Origin of the sequence: Stenotrophomonas sp. CASM101 (assembly GCF_049384845.1) — a bacterium.
Classification (GTDB): Bacteria; Pseudomonadota; Gammaproteobacteria; order Xanthomonadales; family Xanthomonadaceae; genus Stenotrophomonas; species Stenotrophomonas hibiscicola.
In genome coordinates this window covers 320,406-334,879 of record NZ_JBMRFR010000001.1, presented here as the reverse complement: position 1 = coordinate 334,879, position 14,474 = coordinate 320,406, and the positions used below count along the sequence as shown (strand labels likewise).

14 protein-coding genes are annotated in these 14,474 nt (G+C 66.6%); 4 read left to right on the top strand and 10 right to left on the bottom strand.

Going from position 1 to position 14,474, the window contains the following annotated elements:
- Window positions 1–13: 13 nt before the first annotated feature.
- Both VG543_RS01640 and VG543_RS01635 read right to left on the bottom strand, forming a co-directional pair.
- Entirely contained in the window at window positions 14–769 is a 756-nt protein-coding gene (locus tag VG543_RS01640) for a M15 family metallopeptidase (RefSeq protein WP_197639517.1), read from the bottom strand.
- A 499-nt stretch (window positions 770–1,268) separates the two neighbouring features.
- On the bottom strand, window positions 1,269–1,661 hold the full coding sequence (locus VG543_RS01635) for a barstar family protein (RefSeq protein WP_423177564.1): 393 nt from the start codon (window positions 1,659–1,661) through the stop codon (window positions 1,269–1,271).
- A 627-nt stretch (window positions 1,662–2,288) separates the two neighbouring features.
- Between VG543_RS01635 and VG543_RS01630 the strand changes: the two genes are divergently transcribed.
- The 3 genes from VG543_RS01630 (at window position 2,289) to VG543_RS01620 (ending at window position 6,564) form a co-directional block, all read left to right on the top strand.
- Complete coding sequence (locus VG543_RS01630; protein WP_026346935.1) at window positions 2,289–4,511, top strand: methyl-accepting chemotaxis protein; 2,223 nt, start codon at window positions 2,289–2,291, stop codon at window positions 4,509–4,511.
- Between the two features lie 166 nt (window positions 4,512–4,677).
- Window positions 4,678–5,046 (top strand): glycine zipper 2TM domain-containing protein, encoded by a 369-nt coding sequence (locus VG543_RS01625; RefSeq protein ID WP_014646414.1) that lies wholly within the window; start codon window positions 4,678–4,680, stop codon window positions 5,044–5,046.
- A 225-nt stretch (window positions 5,047–5,271) separates the two neighbouring features.
- Window positions 5,272–6,564, top strand: coding sequence for a hypothetical protein (locus VG543_RS01620; RefSeq protein ID WP_026346934.1), 1,293 nt, complete (start codon window positions 5,272–5,274; stop codon window positions 6,562–6,564).
- A 51-nt stretch (window positions 6,565–6,615) separates the two neighbouring features.
- Here the strand turns inward: VG543_RS01620 and VG543_RS01615 are convergent, their stop codons facing one another.
- From VG543_RS01615 to VG543_RS01595, 5 genes are all read right to left on the bottom strand, one after another.
- Complete coding sequence (locus VG543_RS01615; protein WP_423177562.1) at window positions 6,616–7,737, bottom strand: ABC transporter permease; 1,122 nt, start codon at window positions 7,735–7,737, stop codon at window positions 6,616–6,618.
- Window positions 7,734–8,921, bottom strand: a complete 1,188-nt coding sequence (locus VG543_RS01610) for an ABC transporter permease (protein ID WP_423177561.1) — start codon at window positions 8,919–8,921, stop codon at window positions 7,734–7,736. Before VG543_RS01610 ends, VG543_RS01615 begins: the two co-directional genes overlap by 4 nt.
- Entirely contained in the window at window positions 8,906–9,919 is a 1,014-nt protein-coding gene (locus VG543_RS01605; RefSeq protein ID WP_019659205.1) for an HlyD family secretion protein, read from the bottom strand. The genes VG543_RS01610 and VG543_RS01605 overlap by 16 nt, the downstream gene beginning before the upstream one ends.
- On the bottom strand, window positions 9,912–11,318 hold the full coding sequence (locus VG543_RS01600) for a TolC family protein (RefSeq protein ID WP_423177560.1): 1,407 nt from the start codon (window positions 11,316–11,318) through the stop codon (window positions 9,912–9,914). Before VG543_RS01600 ends, VG543_RS01605 begins: the two co-directional genes overlap by 8 nt.
- A 78-nt stretch (window positions 11,319–11,396) precedes the next feature.
- A complete protein-coding gene (locus tag VG543_RS01595) occupies window positions 11,397–12,290 on the bottom strand; it encodes a LysR family transcriptional regulator ArgP (RefSeq protein WP_423177558.1) in 894 nt (297 codons plus the stop codon).
- A 106-nt stretch (window positions 12,291–12,396) separates the two neighbouring features.
- On the opposite strand from VG543_RS01595, the gene VG543_RS01590 reads away from it, so the two are divergent.
- A complete protein-coding gene (locus VG543_RS01590; protein WP_423177557.1) occupies window positions 12,397–13,011 on the top strand; it encodes a LysE/ArgO family amino acid transporter in 615 nt (204 codons plus the stop codon).
- On the opposite strand, the gene map is transcribed toward VG543_RS01590, so the two are convergent.
- From map to VG543_RS01575, 3 genes are all read right to left on the bottom strand, one after another.
- On the bottom strand, window positions 13,008–13,790 hold the full coding sequence (gene map, locus VG543_RS01585; RefSeq protein WP_423177792.1) for a type I methionyl aminopeptidase: 783 nt from the start codon (window positions 13,788–13,790) through the stop codon (window positions 13,008–13,010). The genes VG543_RS01590 and map overlap by 4 nt on opposite strands.
- Window positions 13,791–13,800: 10 nt before the next feature.
- Window positions 13,801–14,013, bottom strand: coding sequence for a ParD-like family protein (locus tag VG543_RS01580; protein ID WP_005415768.1), 213 nt, complete (start codon window positions 14,011–14,013; stop codon window positions 13,801–13,803).
- 67 nt (window positions 14,014–14,080) lie between these two features.
- Window positions 14,081–14,440 carry a bleomycin resistance protein gene (locus VG543_RS01575; protein WP_053498166.1) on the bottom strand — a complete coding sequence of 120 codons (360 nt, stop codon included), beginning with the start codon at window positions 14,438–14,440 and terminating at the stop codon, window positions 14,081–14,083.
- Window positions 14,441–14,474: the final 34 nt, after the last annotated feature.

Genomic DNA, 14,474 nt, shown 5'->3' with positions numbered 1-14,474 from the left:
TTCCGCAAGGCGATCAGGCGATCTTTTTCAAGGTGTTAGGAAAGGTGCCGACACAAACCCGAGCCGGGAGCGTCCAGTTCCAGGCCATCCGGTTTTCATTGCCCCAGGCCAAGCACGCCGTTTCCATCCCAGAAGGACACCAAGCCGGCGCCAGCGCCCGGGCCAGCACTTCAGAAGAGGGCTCCCCGGTCACCGAAGGAAACGCGCCCGGCTTGCGCCCCTGCCGGTAGGCCCACTTGGCTTGGCCGCATTCGTCTTTCAGCTCGACGTGGGGATAGTCTTTTGGGCTGGTCCACCGGCCGCCCCAGTTCAGCCCCACGATCTCCGCCAGCTCCCCAAAGCGTTGATAGCCGGCCATCACATGGGCATCGTCCAAGTTCCAGCTGGGCTCCCCATTGACGAACACGGCGGCATCCAAGGCCAGTCCGAAGTTGTGGCAGCTGGAGAATGCCCCAACGCTGGTCACGCCAGACCCGGAGGCAAGCAGGGCCGCCTGGCGCTCGGGGCTTCGATACCCTTCCACGGGCCGCACATCAAACCCTTCCGCGGCCAGTTGGGCCTGGACGGCTTCCACCTTTTCCCGCAGCGCTGGGGAAACCCCTTTCCACGTCCTTTCGCTTTTAGGGTGGAAGAACCGGTAAATGGCGCCGTGCGGCTTCGGGGTTTGGAAAACCCAGGGGCTGCTGGGCTTGGGTTTGGGTTGAACAGTCGAACAACCGGCCAAGGCCAGGCAGGCCAGAACGGCGGCGATGGTAACGCGGGGCTGCATGCTTTCCTCCCAGAAAGAACAATGGATGCTTTCAGGGGTAGTAGATTTTCGGGAAAGCGCAAGCGGGCTAAAACAAAAAGCCCCCGAACGACCGGGGGAGGAGACCTGCAGCTCGGGGGCTTAGTGGGGCAGGGAAAAGGAGTAAGAAACCCTGCCCCGTTGCAAGCCATAGCATGCAATCAAGGGTTGTCAATCGCCCACGTCATCCCGCTGGAGGCGCAGAGGGGTTGTGTAGCAATGCAGTAGAGACGAGGCTCCTCACCAGGATTTTCTTGGATCAAGCGCCCGTTAAATCAATGGGTTGTAAGCACACGCACTTGATGCTTCATCAACGGGGTATGTTCGGCGGACTTGTCTTTGGACATGGGACTCGTGAATCGGGGCGTCCGGCCGCGCCGGAGGGCGGCGGCAGCGGAGCCGGTACAGGGCCGTCCATGGTAACTGCTGGGGCGCAGGGCTGCCGCCACGGGTGGCAGGCCGGTGCGGCACGAAAAAGGGTTCAGGCCGGGACCAGGGTGATCTGCCGATGGCTGTAGAAGATCTGCATGACGATCTCGAAGTAGGTCGGGCCCTCGCCCTGTCGCACCGCCTGCAGCCGGCGGGCGATCGCTCGCGCGTTGAAGCTGCCTGGTGCGTCCAGCTTGGCCTGCAGCCACTGGCAGGTCGCCTCCACGCCCAGGGCCGCACGGCTGTGGGCGATATCGCGCCAGATCAGCGTGGCCTGCGCCTGCCCGGCCAACGCGCCATAGCCGCCATGCAGCAGGTCGTCCAGTGCGTCCAGGCTCGGCCCGAGCTGCCATGCCTCGCCGGCCATGAACACGCGGTTGATCTCCGTGTAAAGGCTGGCGATGTCATCAATGGCGGCGCCTTCAATCTGCAGGACGAGGGTCATGCGCCGACTGTAGCGTGGTCCGCGCTGTTGTTGATGGCCCAGCACGAGAGAGCTTTACGCGGTCGCTCCGGGCTGGATGCCATATGGCATCGCGGTGCGCCTTTGCCACAGGTCACGACGGACGTCGAAGGATGCGTAGAGGGCCAGCGACGATGCGAATCATTGCACTGGCTACGTGGTGGCTTGCTCTGCAGTGGGCGGACGCCACGCCGCCATGCATCTTCTGCATCGGTCATGGATGCCAGGGACTACTCCGGAGAAACACCGATACTGAGCGCGAGTTCATGAGGCTCTCTCGAGAAAGTATCGAACGTTCTTTCCCAGGCCAGAGGCGGAAGGAAGCGTGGCACATGCCTCTGGTGGCTTCTTCGCAGCCCAAGTTAATGCTGGCTACTCGTTCTCCATGCGCCGTCACCGGCTCGCAAAATGAATAACCCGCATTCAGGTCGAATATTGGGTGGTCCGATGCACGTTTGCAATGCGCGGCTGCAGGAATTTGCCGGTGCGCGGTTTTCACAACAGCCCGCACATTTCAGGATATCTGGATCGATACAATAATATCGGCCCATAAAGTTTCCCCTGCCTGCGCCGCCATCGACCGTACGGCCATTGATCAAGGGAATTGAGATGCTCGCCTTACGCAACCTCCGAGTGGGATCCCGGCTGGGCGCCGGGTTTGGTTTGCTGCTGCTGTTCATCGTCGCCATCGTCGGCCTGGCGTTGTACGGAAATCACCTGAAGTCCACCCAGTTCGAGAAAGTGGTGGACGTCAACATGGTGAAAATGCGGTTGTTGAACGAGATGCTGGATACCAATAATGCGGTGCTGATGCAGCGCCGGCTGATGGTGATCAAGCGCGGTGAGGATTTCGACAGGGATTATCGGAAGGCGCAGGAGCTGTCGCAGGCTTACGACGCCATATGGGCCAAGTACATCAAGATTCCGCGTGATGCCACCGGCGATACGCTGGTCGCGCGGATCGACGCGGCACGCAAGGCCACCGACGCGTCCACCCGGCAACTGCATGAGCGCATGAAGGCCGGCGATTTCGACGGTGCAGCCAAGGAGCTGCTTGCCGAGCAGGGCCTGGCGACGGCCTGGAACGAGGCGATCTCCACCCTCCTGCGGCACCAAGAGGTGCTGACGGCGCGCAGCCGCGAGGACTACCGCGCGACCGAGGCGTGGACCGGCACCTTGTCGATCGTGTTCGGCGTGCTGAGCCTGATACTCGGCTCGCTGGCCGCATGGGCCATCACCCGCAGCCTGACCCGGCCGCTGGAGGGAGCCGTGAAGCTCGCCGATGGCATCGCCAACGGGCGGCTGGACAGCAGCATCGACGCCTCCGGCAACGATGAGGTGACGCAGCTGCTCAGGTCGATGCAGCGCATGCAGGCGCAATTGCAGTCTGTGATGGCGGCGCAGGGGGAACTGGCTCGCCAGCACGATGCGGGCAGCCTCAGCTATCGCATGGATGAGAGCGCCTTCCCCGGTGACTACGGGCGCATGGTGCACGAGACCAATGCGCTCGTCGGCTCGCATGTGCAGGTGCAGAACCGGTTGATCGAAGTAATGAAGCACTACGCCAGGGGCGATCTGTCGGTAGACATGGATCCTCTGCCGGGCGAGAAGGCCGCGATCACCCAGGCGATGGACGAGACCAAGGCCAGCCTGTCAGCGATCAACGGTGAGATCCGCAGGCTGGCGACGGCAGCAGCGGCGGGGGACTTCAGCCTGCGCGGTGACGAGCAGCGCTTCGCTCACGATTTCCACGACATGGTGGCCGGGCTCAACCGGCTGATGCAGACCACCGACGAGAACCTGGTGCAGGTATCGAGCCTGTTGCAGTCCATCTCGCGCGGTGACCTGACCGTGCGCATGCAGGGGGACTTCCACGGGGTGTTCGCCCGGATGCGCGATGACTGCAACGCCACCGTCGACCAGCTCACGCAGATCGTCGGCCGCATCCAGGCCAGCGCGTCCAGCATCAACCTGGCGGCAGGCGAGATCGCCGCGGGCAACACCGACCTGTCGCGGCGCACCGAGCAGCAGGCGGCGAACCTGGAAGAGACTGCGGCGTCGATGGAGGAACTGACCTCCACCGTGAAGCAGAATGCCGAGCACGCACGCCAGGCCAATCAACTCGCGATCGGCGCGCACGGTGTCGCTTCGCAGGGCGGCGAGGTGGTCGGCCAGGTAGTCACCACGATGTCGGCGATCGAGGCCTCGTCGAAGAAGATCGCCGAGATCATCTCGGTCATCGATGGCATTGCTTTCCAGACCAACATCCTGGCGTTGAACGCGGCGGTGGAAGCCGCGCGAGCCGGTGAACAGGGCAGGGGCTTTGCGGTGGTGGCCAGTGAGGTGCGCACACTGGCACAGCGCTCGGCGGGTGCGGCCAAGGAAATCAAGGGCCTGATCGAGGATTCGGTTGGCAAGGTCGCCGACGGCTCGGCGCTGGTCCGCCAGGCTGGCACCACCATGGGCGAGGTGGTGGCCTCGGTGCAGCGGGTGACCGACATCATGGCCGAGATATCTGCCGCATCGCAGGAGCAGAGCTCGGGCATTGAACAGGTCAACCAGGCGGTGGTGCAGATGGACGAGACCACGCAGCAGAACGCGGCGCTGGTGGAAGAGGCCAGCGCCGCGGCTCGTTCCATGGAGGAGCAGGCCAATCTGCTGGCCGAAGCGGTTTCGGTGTTCCGCATCAGTGCGGCAACCACGGCCGCAGCCGTGCGCCCGGTCCTGGCCGCGGTCGCGGCGAAAGTGACTCCGGTACGCCGGCCGGGGGTACTGGTACCACGCATCGAGCCGACGCTGGCTGCGAACGCGGGCGGCTGGGAAGAGTTCTAGCAACAGCGCATGCCGGCAGGGAGACGGCGCCCATCACGATCGTTGACCGTGATGGGCGCGGATTTTTTCCCTGAACGCGCGATGGCCGGCGAGATTGGGGACACGCCCATTTCACTTCCGGTTGCCAACAGCTGGGGGACACTGGCCCCGTACCGGAACTCAGGAGATGGCCATGAAGACCTCGACCCGATTGCTTGTGCTGGGTACCCTGCTGGCGGCCTCGTCGGTGGCCGGCGCGCAGACTTACGGCCCGCGTGATGAGGGGCGCAGGTTCAACGACGGTAGCCGCGTGGTCTGCAAGAACGTGGAAGTGCAGCGCAACTCGCGCGATCCGAACCGCATTGCCGGTACGGCAACCGGCGCGGTAATCGGCGGCCTGCTGGGCAACCAGGTGGGCGGCGGCAACGGCAAGAAGCTCGCTACCGTGGCGGGCGCCGTGGCCGGTGGTGCGGCTGGTCGCCAGATCCAGGGCAACAGCCAGCAGAAGAACGGCGACCGCGTCGTCGAGCGCCGCTGCGAACGCGTCTATCGTTGATCGGTCGCTGCCACACCTGTTCGGCCCTTCCACATCGCAGTATTCGAACGCCGGCCCCGCGCCGGCGTTCGTCGTTCCGGACCCGTATCGCTGAATCTGGCGTCATGCCTATACTGCGCCGACTCAACGGATGAACGTCCAGTGAACGAATCGGCTCCAGCTCCCCAACCGGCACCGCTCGCCGGGCATGACCCGATAGCGGAAGCGACCGCCCATCCCCAACGGGTGCGTGATCGCACCGATGAACTCGAGCTGTTCATTTCGGGCCTGCTGGCGTTCGCGCTGCTGGCCGTGCCGGGCTATCTGTTCGACGCCTGGGCGCGCAGCAGCCTGCACACCGAAGGCATGTACTTCCAGATGCTCTGGTTCGGTTTCAGCATCAGTGTCGGCATGTGCTATGTGCTGGCAGTCGCCTTGATCATCCACCTCACGGTGCGCGGCTACTGGATCGGGCTGATCGGCCTCCGGTCGCATTTCCCCGATGGCATTGACTGGGCGCGCCTGCCAAGAATGGGGGCGGTCACGCGCGCTTTCCTGCAGGCCCGGGACGGAGGCCTCGATGGCAGCATCGAACGGGCCGACCGGCTGGCGACGATGCTGTTCTCGACCACCCTGCTTGCCGTACAGACATTGGCGGGCACGCTGGTGTTGGCCGTCCTGACGCTCGGTGTGTCGATGGTGATCGGCGCGCTGTCAGGTGGCGCCGATCATGTCGCCATGCTCGCCCTGTGCAGCGTGCTGGCCGCACTGTTGACGCTGGCTGTTACCCCCGGGATCCTGGAAAAGATCGTGGCGCGGCGGCAGGCGCGCGGGCAGCCCCATGAGCGACCGCAGCGACTCCTGCAGGGCATGCTGGCGGCCCTGCAACGGGTTCCGCTGTTGCGCCTGATGCAGACCATGCAGCTGACCATGCAGAGCAACCTGCGCTCGCGCTCGTTCATGGCGGCCTACCTGTTCGCGGTGCTGGTAGCGATGCTGCTGGCCGCCGTGCAGGTGATGGCGTCGTTGAAGTTCTCGCTGTTCAACCGGTACCAGATCGTCACGGAAGCGGCGGTTGAGCACGGCATGCTGAGTGCGCATTACGAATCGATGCGTTCGGCGCATGACCAGCTGCTGCCGTACCCGATGATCCCGTCGGACACGATCAGCGGTGGGCAGCTTCGCGTGTTCATTCCGCATCGCCCGCAACGCGACAATCCGCTGGCGCGCCAGCATTGCACCGCACTTCCGGACGCGCACAATGAAGCCTCCGGGCAACAGGCCGCCAACGCCGCAGTGGAGTGCCTTTCCCGGCTCTGGCAGGTCAAGCTGGACGGCACCCCGGTCGACCTGCATGGCTTCGTGCCCATGGAGCGGCGCGACCTGGATATGCGCGGCCTGGTGGGGTACCTGCCTACCCGCGGCCTCGCGCCCGGACGCCATGACCTGGAACTGGTGTGGAATGCCACAGGCGGAGAGCGCGGGGGCGGACGGCGTCGCGCGTTCCGCATCCCGTTCTGGTACGCCCCGGATCCCTGAGCGTCGGCTCGAAGCGGCCATGCCGCGGCCCTTGAACAGGTTGCCTGCGACTTAATCCCCTCCGTCCCCGTTTCGGGCCAGGAGGCGCCAGGCGGCGAGGCTGCCGTAAAGCAGCAGCAGAAGGGTGAGGGTGATCAGTTCGTGGCTGACGTCGGTCAGGCGGGCGTCCATCTGGTTCAGGCGCACCATCAGGTTGATGCCCGAGGTGGTGGGCAGCAGCTGTGCCAGCCAGACCAGCGGTTGCGGCGTCATCACCGCCGGCCACGACAGGTTGGCCAGGAAAAACAGCGGGATCGAGGTGGCGACGATGTACTGGAAGGCGCGCTCGCGGGTGCGGAAGAAGCTGCCGACCAACAGGCCGAAGGCCACGGTGACGGCGACGAACAAGGTGCCGCCCAGCAGCTGGCCTATCGGGTTGCCGCCGCGCGGGTAGTCCTGCGCCCAGGCAGTGAAACCGGCGTACCAGAACAGGCCGAACAGTCCGATCAGGCCGAAGCCCAACGCCATGCCGGCCAGCGTCGGCAGGTCAAAGCGCAGGCGCCGGCCCAGTGCGAGGCGGCGGCCGCCGAGCAGAACGCCGATGCCCATCAACAGCGTCTGGTGCACGATCAGCTCGGCCACCCCGGGCACGATCGCGCTGCCATAGCCTTCCTGGGTGTTGTACAGCGGACGCTGCACAAGCGTGACCGGCGGGGCCTGCGGTGCACCCATGAAGGCGGCCTGGCCGACCACGGCATCACGCCCGAACGCACCCAGCGCGTCAGCTACGCTGCCCAGCACCCAGCTGGCGCGGCCCAGGTAGGCGCCGTTGCCAAGCAGTACCAGCTTGGCTGGATGGCCGCGCAGGATGTCGCGCTCCAGATTGGCCGGGATCACGACGATCCCCTCGGCCTGGCCGGCTTCCAGCTGCCGGCGTGCGCTGTCGACGTCCGCCGGTTGCCCGACCACGCGCGCAACGCGCAGTGCGTCGAGCTTGCGCAGCAGCTCGCGGCTGGTCGCGCTGTGGTCTTCGTCCACCACCAGCACCGGCAGGTTGCTGGCCACCTGGTGCCGGTAGGCGGCCGGATAGAAGAACGAGTACAGGATCACTGCGCCGACCATCACCACGATCGCGTAGCGGTCGCACAGGACCGCCATCAGGGTCTGCCGGAGGCTGCGCCAGAGTACGCTCATGCGTCGCCCCCCGCCGGCTGTGCGGCTTCTGGGGTACGCGCAAAGGCGATCAGGCGCAGCCCGCCGATGCCCCCGGCCACCACTGTCATCAATAGCAGCGTAGCCAGCGGCCATGCCGAAACCTGCAGCGGCGAGCCGATGAACTGCTGTTGGGTCTGCAGCTTGATGTAGGCGCTCAATGGCAGCAGCTGATGCCAGATGCGGGTGAACAACGGCCCGTCCAGCACCGGGAACGTGGCGCTGGAGAACGCCAGTGCGGTGCCGATGCTGAGGCCCACCGCGGACAGTGCGGTGCCCATGTCGCGGGTGACGCCGACGAAGAACAGCGCGTAGGCGGCGGTGGCCAGGTAGAACAACGGCTGCGCGAGCAGCAGCAGAAGTACGCTGCCGGCCACGCCGTCGCCACGCAGCCATGCCAGGTAACCGATACCGAGCGCGCCATACAGCGAGAACAGCAGGAGGTACGGCGCGACCTTGCCGGCAATCGCCGACCACGGCGTGCGGCCCAGCCAGGCGGGCAGGGTGCCATCGCGGATCTCGCGGCCGAGGCTGCCGGCCACCGCAAGTGCCAGTACCAGTGACAGCACCGCCGGGAAGATCAGCGGCAGCAGGAACAGCTCGTAGCTGCGTGCCGGGTTGTAGAGGATGTCCGACTGCACAGCGATCGGCGCCGCACGCAGCTTGCCCGGGCCGACCTGCAGGCCAATGCGCTCGCGCAGCAGGCGTGCATTCCATGCGGAAACCGCCTCGCCGATGTCGCGCGCCGCCGACTGGCCGGTGGTCATGTAGGTGGCGTTGTAATAGGCGAACACCGTGCCCTGGCGGCCGCGCAGCGCTTGGCGGGTGACGTCGCGCGGCACCAGCACGATGGCGAATACATCCAGGCTGCGCAGCTGCGAACGTGCGTCTTCCATGTCCGCTGGCTGGCTGGCGACGCGTACGCCGGGACTGGCGTCGAGCATGCGCAGCAGCAGGCGGCTGTCACTGCTGTGGTCAAGGTCAACCACAGCAATCGGGATGTCGCGCATCACCGACGGCGTGAACATCCATGCCATCACTACCAGCATCAGTAGTGGCAGCAAGGTGACCAGCAGCAGGTCGGCACGGTTGCCGCGCAGCGACTGCAGCTCGCGTCGCCACGAAGCGGCGAAGCCGTTGCGGTCCGGGCTCAGTGCTGGGGCCATGCGAACAGCACGCTCATGCCGGGGCGGAAGCCCTCGATGCGGCGTACCGGGCGCACCCGCACCTCGAAGCTGCGGACGTCATAGCCGGACGACTGGCGGGTGGTACGCCAGGTTGCATAGTCACCGGCCGGATTGATGAAGTAGACCTCGAATTCGCCGTCCAGGCCGAGCGCCGGCACGCTGCCCTGCAGCTTGCTGCCGACCTTCAGGCCCTGCATCTGCGATTCGCGCAGGTTCATGGCGACCCACATGCGGTCGATGTCGACCAGGGTGAACACCGGATAGCCGGCCGGCACCAGCTCGCCCGGGTCGGCCATGCGCTTGTTGATCTCGCCCGCCACCGGCGCGCGTCCCTCCACTTCGGCACGCGCCGCGTTGACTTCGGCCACCGCGCCCTGCGCCTGCTGCACCTGGCCCTGCGCGGCGCGCTTGTCCTGCTCTCGGGCGCCGGCCAGTGCCATGTCGTACTGCGCGCGGGCGGCGCGGGCCAGTTCGCGCGAACTGGTGGCCTGGGCATGCGCTTCATCGCGCTTCTGCCGGGTCATCACCCCTTCGTTGAACAGGTTCTGCACGCGCCGGTAGGTGGCTTCGGCCAGTGCCGCGCCGGCTTCGGCGCGCTTCCAGTTCGCTTCGGCGGCGCGGATGTCTTCGCTGCGCGCGCCTTCATCGGCCTTGTCGGCCACCGCCTGCGCAGCGGCCAATGCGCCGTGCGCCTGCTGTTCCTTGGCGGCCACTTCGGGACTGTCGAGCAGGAACAGCACCTGCCCGGGCTGCACGCGATCGCCCTCGCGCACCTTCAGCTCGGCCACGCGCGCGGTGATCTTGGCGGCCACGTTGATCGTATCCGCATCGGCCATGCCCTGGATCTGGTCGGCCGGGCTGCGCCAGGCCAGCCACAGGCCGAGCACCACCGCGACCAACAGGACCACCAGCAGGATCGGTCCCAGCCGTCGCTTGCCGGGGGGCGTCGTCGCATCGTCGTGCAGCACGTCACTCATGGTCGATCACCTCGTCCGCACGCCGCCGGAATTCTTCGAAACGGTCCATCTGTCCACTGATCTCCAGCAACTGTGCCAGCGCAATGTCGTATTGGTAGGCGGCCTGTGCGCGCTCGACACGGGCGCCGCCCAGGCCGAGCCGCGCATCGATCACATCCAGCGAGGTGGCCTGGCCTTCGCGGAATGCCAGCTCCTGCAGGCGCAGGTTTTCCTGTGCCTGGGCGATGCTGCTGTCGAGCAGCACGAACTGCTGGCGCGCGGTCTCAAGTTCGTTCCAGGCCTTGCGCACGCCCAGTGCGACCTGGTTCTCGGCCTCGCGCAGGCCCGCTTCGGCCTGGTCCTGCTGCGCACGCGCGGCGCTGATCTGCGCCGGCCGCGAGTTCGGCGACAGGAAGGTGTACTTCAGGCCGATGCCGAACGCCCAGTCCGGGTCGGTCAGCATCTCGTCGCGGCGACGGAAGTCGTACTGGCCGAAGGCGAAGATCTGCGGCTTCAGCTTGGCCTGCTGCACGCGCACGCCCTGTTCGGCCTGCGCCACCATCGCGCGCAAGCGCGCGATCTGCGGCTGGCGCGCCTGCGCCGTGCGCTCGAAGCTGGCCACCGGTTCCATCGGCACGCGCTGCACGAACAGCGGCGACACCGGCTGCACCTCGCCACCACTGCGCAGCAGCGTGGCCAGCGCGGCCTTCAGCGTAGCCAGATCGTTCACCGTCTTCTGGTATTCGCGCTCGGCCTTGTCGCGGGCCACGGTAGCCTGCAGGCGCTGGGCGCGGGTGGCGAAGCCCTCGCGCTCTAGCTTTTCTGCATCGGACAGGTGGCGGTTGAGGCCGTCGCGTACGTCGCGGCGCACTTCCACCGCCTGCTCGGCCAGGCGCTGCCCGAAGTAGGCCTGGGCCAGCTGCACGGTCAATGATTGGCGCTGTGCCTCGCGCTCGGCGTTGGCCTGCTCATGGGCGGCGCTGGCCGCACGTTGCGCGGCCGGGATCACGCCGCCGGTGTACAGCGGCAGCACCGCGGTCACTACCGGGCGTGTACGCCAGTCGCGCTCGGTGAACGACAGCGGCGAATCGATTCCGAAGGCTTCAGCCACGGGCGCCAGCGAACCCAGTGGCAGGGTCAGGGTCTTCTGGAACTGCAGGCGGCGCACTTCGCCGGTGATCTCCGGCAGGCGCAGCAGGCGCGTGGCGTCCTGCAGGTCCTGCTTGTTGCGTACCGCTGCATCAGCGGCTGCCAGCGCATCGGAGACCTGCTCCAGGCGTTGCCGTGCCTGTTCCCAGTCCAATGCGGGGGCGTCGTTGCTGTTCTGCGCGGACGCAGCGGTTGGCAGGCAGGTCGCCAGCACCAGCGCCAGCGCGGCCTTCGCGCGGTGCATCCTTGTACGTCGGCCGATCACGCCCATGCCGTCCCAGTGGTAAAGAAGTGCGCAAACGGTAGTGCGCGCGGCGTGAAGCCCGAGTCTGCGGTCATCGGATTGTCCTCAACGAAGGGTGCCGCTGGCTGCCGTGCGCAGCGCCTGGGTGATGTGCTGCAGCGTGCTTGAGCGCACGGCGGCATGCTGCCAGTACAGCGGCACGTCGAGCCAGCGGCGGGGTTCCAGTACCACCACGCGGCCGGCGCGCACGGCGGGCGCGACCAGGGTTTCCGGGGCCATGCCCCAACCGAGTCCGCACGCGGCGGCTTCGACGAAACCGGTGGAAGAGGGCAGGTAGTGTAGCGGCGGCTGCAGTCGCGCGCGGGTCAGGCGCCGCACGAAGCGCCATTGCAGTTCATCCTTGCGGTTGAACACCAGCATCGGTGCGCGCGCCAGGGCCGCGGCCTGCATGCCATCGTTGAAGTACTGGCGGGCGAAGCCGGGCGAAGCGATCGCGTGGTAGCGCATGGCGCCTAGCGGGTGCACGTTGCAGCCCTTCACCGGCTGGCTTTCGGCGGTCACTGCGCCGAGCACGCTGCCATCGCGCAGCAGCTGCAGGGTGTGGTCCTGGTCGTCCATGCGCAGGTCGAACAGGTAGCCATGGCGCTGGTGCAGGTCGGCAATGGCCGGCACGAACCAGGTGTCAAGCGAGTCGTCGTTGACCGCCAGGGGGATGGGCTTACGCGCAGCGTCGTTGCCACGCTCGGGCAGCAGCTCGGCCAGCGCCTCGGCTTCCAGTGCCTGCATCGGCCGTACCCGGCGCAGCAGTGCTTCCCCCGCGGCGGTCGGTCGGCAGGGTGCCTGGCGCACCACCAGTACCTGGCCGAGGCGGTCTTCCAGCGCCTTGACCCGCTGCGACAGTGCCGACGGGCTGATCGACAGGCGGCGTGCCGCGGCCTCGAAGCTGCCTTCTTCCAGCACCGCAGCGAATGCGGCCAGCTGCGGATGTACCAGGTCCATGCCGTCGCCTCTTCAGTTTTCCTGCACAGGATAAAGAAAAATCAGATTGTCTAAACAGGGCAATTGGCCGCACCCTGCGCGTCCCCTCGCTGCCTGGGCCTTCCTGATGTGGATCGCCGCCATTGCCGCCGGCCTGTTCGCGGGTGCCGGCCTGATCATCGCCATCGGCGCACAGAATGCCTTCGTGCTGCGACAAGGGTTGCAGCGTCGGCATGTCGGAACGGTGGTGGCTGCCTGTGCCGGCGCGGACATCGCGCTGATACTGGCTGGCGTCGGCGGCATGGGCGCGCTGGTGCTGCAGTGGCCGCTGCTGCTGCAGGTGCTGCGCTTCGGTGGCGCCGCGTTCCTGCTGTGGTATGGCCTGCGGGCAGGGCTGCGCGCGTGGCGCGGAGGCAGTGCACTGGCCGCGGCCGAGGCGCAGGGCGGCAGCGCGCGCCAGGTGCTGCTGACCTGCCTGGCCTTCACCCTGCTCAATCCGCACGTCTACCTGGATACCGTGGTGCTGCTGGGCAGTCTGTCCACGCGCTACCCGGGTGACCTGCGCTGGGCCTTCGCCGCCGGGGCGTGCCTGGCCAGCGTGGCCTGGTTCTGCACGCTGGGCTATGGCGCGCGCCTGTTGCAGCCGGTGTTCCGCAGGCCGGACGCCTGGCGGGTGCTGGATGGGGGCGTCGCGATCTTCATGTTCTGCCTGGCAACGCTGCTTCTGTTGCGTCCGCTCTAGGCCGCATCCACCGCGCACAATGGCGTTTCGCCGGGGCGCAGGGTCAATACGCGCACACCGGTGCGGGTTACCGCCACCGTGTGCTCGAACTGCGCCGACAGTTTGCCGTCGCGGGTGTAGACCGGCCATTCGTCCGGCTGTTGGCGGATGGCCGGCTTGCCCTGGTTGAGCATCGGCTCGATGGTGAACACCATGCCTTCTTCCAGCACCCTGCCGGTGTTGGGATGGCCGTAGTGCAGGATCTGCGGTTCCTCGTGCATTTCCTGGCCGATGCCGTGGCCGCAGTATTCCTTCACCACGCTGTAGCCGTGGCTGCGCGCGTGGCGGGCGATGGCGTGGCCGATGTCGCCCAGGTGCGCGCCGGGGCGCACCGCAGCGATGCCTTTCCACATCGCCTGGTAAGCGGTCTGCACCAGCCGGCGCGCGGCGTAGTCGACCTCACCGACCAGGTAGGTGGTGCTGGAGTCGGCGATGTAGCCGTTCTTCTCCAGGGTGATGTCGAGGTTGACGATCTGGCCGCTGCGCAGCACGTCGGTGGTGCTGGGTACGCCGTGGCAGATCACGTTGTCGATCGAGGCGTTGAGCACGTACGGGAAGCCGTACTGGCCCTTGCTGGCCGGCCGCGCCTGCAGCTCGTCAACGATCATGCGTTCGACGAAATCGTTGATCTCCATCGTGCTGCGGCCCTGCAGCGGCAGCTGGTCGAGTGCGGCGAACACCTGGGCCAGCAGGCGCCCGGATTCGGCCATCAGCGCGATCTCGTCGGGGCGCTTGATGATCGCCATCTGCTCAGACCTGTCCCGGTGCCAGCAGCGGCGGCTGCACGCCGGCAGCCCGCAGTTCGCTGGCGACGATGTCCTGGAAGCTCAGCGTGGGGTTCATCTCGCACAGCATGCCGACCCGGATCCAGAAGTTGGCCTGGGCGTTGATCGAACGGCTGGACACAGTGCAGGCACGGCGCAACTGGTCGTGCAGGGTGTCATCGATGTTGACGATGCCCATCGGCGGTCCTGGAGTGGGAATATACGAAGCGTATATGTTTCGTATATCCGCCTCAAGCCCGCGTTGTTCAGTCCAGGTGGGTGGCAAAGCGCAGGCGGTTGCCGTCGGGGTCGCGCAGCAGCATCTCGCGGCTGCCCCAGTCGGTGTCATGCGGTGGCTGCTCGATCGGCACGTTGGCGGCGCTGAAGGCGCGGTACAGGCTGTCGACGTCGTCGACGATGAAGTACACGGCGCCGCCGACCTCGCAGTCACCGCTGTGCTCGGTGAGGAAGATCGTCTGGCCATCGCGGGTGAGCTGGGCGAACAACGGCAAACCGGCTTCGAAGCGGTGTTCCCAGTCGACCACGAAGCCCAGCCCCTGCACGTAGAACGGCAGGGTGGTATCGGCGTGGCGCATGCGCAGTTGCGGGATGACGGTCTGGGGCATGGCGGCGGCTCTTGGGGGCAGGAGCCCAGTGTAG

What these genes read in the sequence shown, in the direction of transcription:
- VG543_RS01640 (WP_197639517.1), bottom strand. Translation starts at nt 769, where the DNA reads ATGCAGCCCCGCGTTACCATCGCCGCCGTTCTGGCCTGCCTGGCCTTG.
- VG543_RS01635 (WP_423177564.1), bottom strand. Translation starts at nt 1,661, where the DNA reads ATGACCCTCGTCCTGCAGATTGAAGGCGCCGCCATTGATGACATCGCC.
- VG543_RS01630 (WP_026346935.1), top strand. Translation starts at nt 2,289, where the DNA reads ATGCTCGCCTTACGCAACCTCCGAGTGGGATCCCGGCTGGGCGCCGGG.
- VG543_RS01625 (WP_014646414.1), top strand. Translation starts at nt 4,678, where the DNA reads ATGGCCATGAAGACCTCGACCCGATTGCTTGTGCTGGGTACCCTGCTG.
- VG543_RS01615 (WP_423177562.1), bottom strand. Translation starts at nt 7,737, where the DNA reads ATGAGCGTACTCTGGCGCAGCCTCCGGCAGACCCTGATGGCGGTCCTG.
- VG543_RS01610 (WP_423177561.1), bottom strand. Translation starts at nt 8,921, where the DNA reads ATGGCCCCAGCACTGAGCCCGGACCGCAACGGCTTCGCCGCTTCGTGG.
- VG543_RS01605 (WP_019659205.1), bottom strand. Translation starts at nt 9,919, where the DNA reads ATGAGTGACGTGCTGCACGACGATGCGACGACGCCCCCCGGCAAGCGA.
- VG543_RS01600 (WP_423177560.1), bottom strand. Translation starts at nt 11,318, where the DNA reads ATGGGCGTGATCGGCCGACGTACAAGGATGCACCGCGCGAAGGCCGCG.
- VG543_RS01595 (WP_423177558.1), bottom strand. Translation starts at nt 12,290, where the DNA reads ATGGACCTGGTACATCCGCAGCTGGCCGCATTCGCTGCGGTGCTGGAA.
- VG543_RS01590 (WP_423177557.1), top strand. Translation starts at nt 12,397, where the DNA reads ATGTGGATCGCCGCCATTGCCGCCGGCCTGTTCGCGGGTGCCGGCCTG.
- VG543_RS01580 (WP_005415768.1), bottom strand. Translation starts at nt 14,013, where the DNA reads ATGGGCATCGTCAACATCGATGACACCCTGCACGACCAGTTGCGCCGT.
- VG543_RS01575 (WP_053498166.1), bottom strand. Translation starts at nt 14,440, where the DNA reads ATGCCCCAGACCGTCATCCCGCAACTGCGCATGCGCCACGCCGATACC.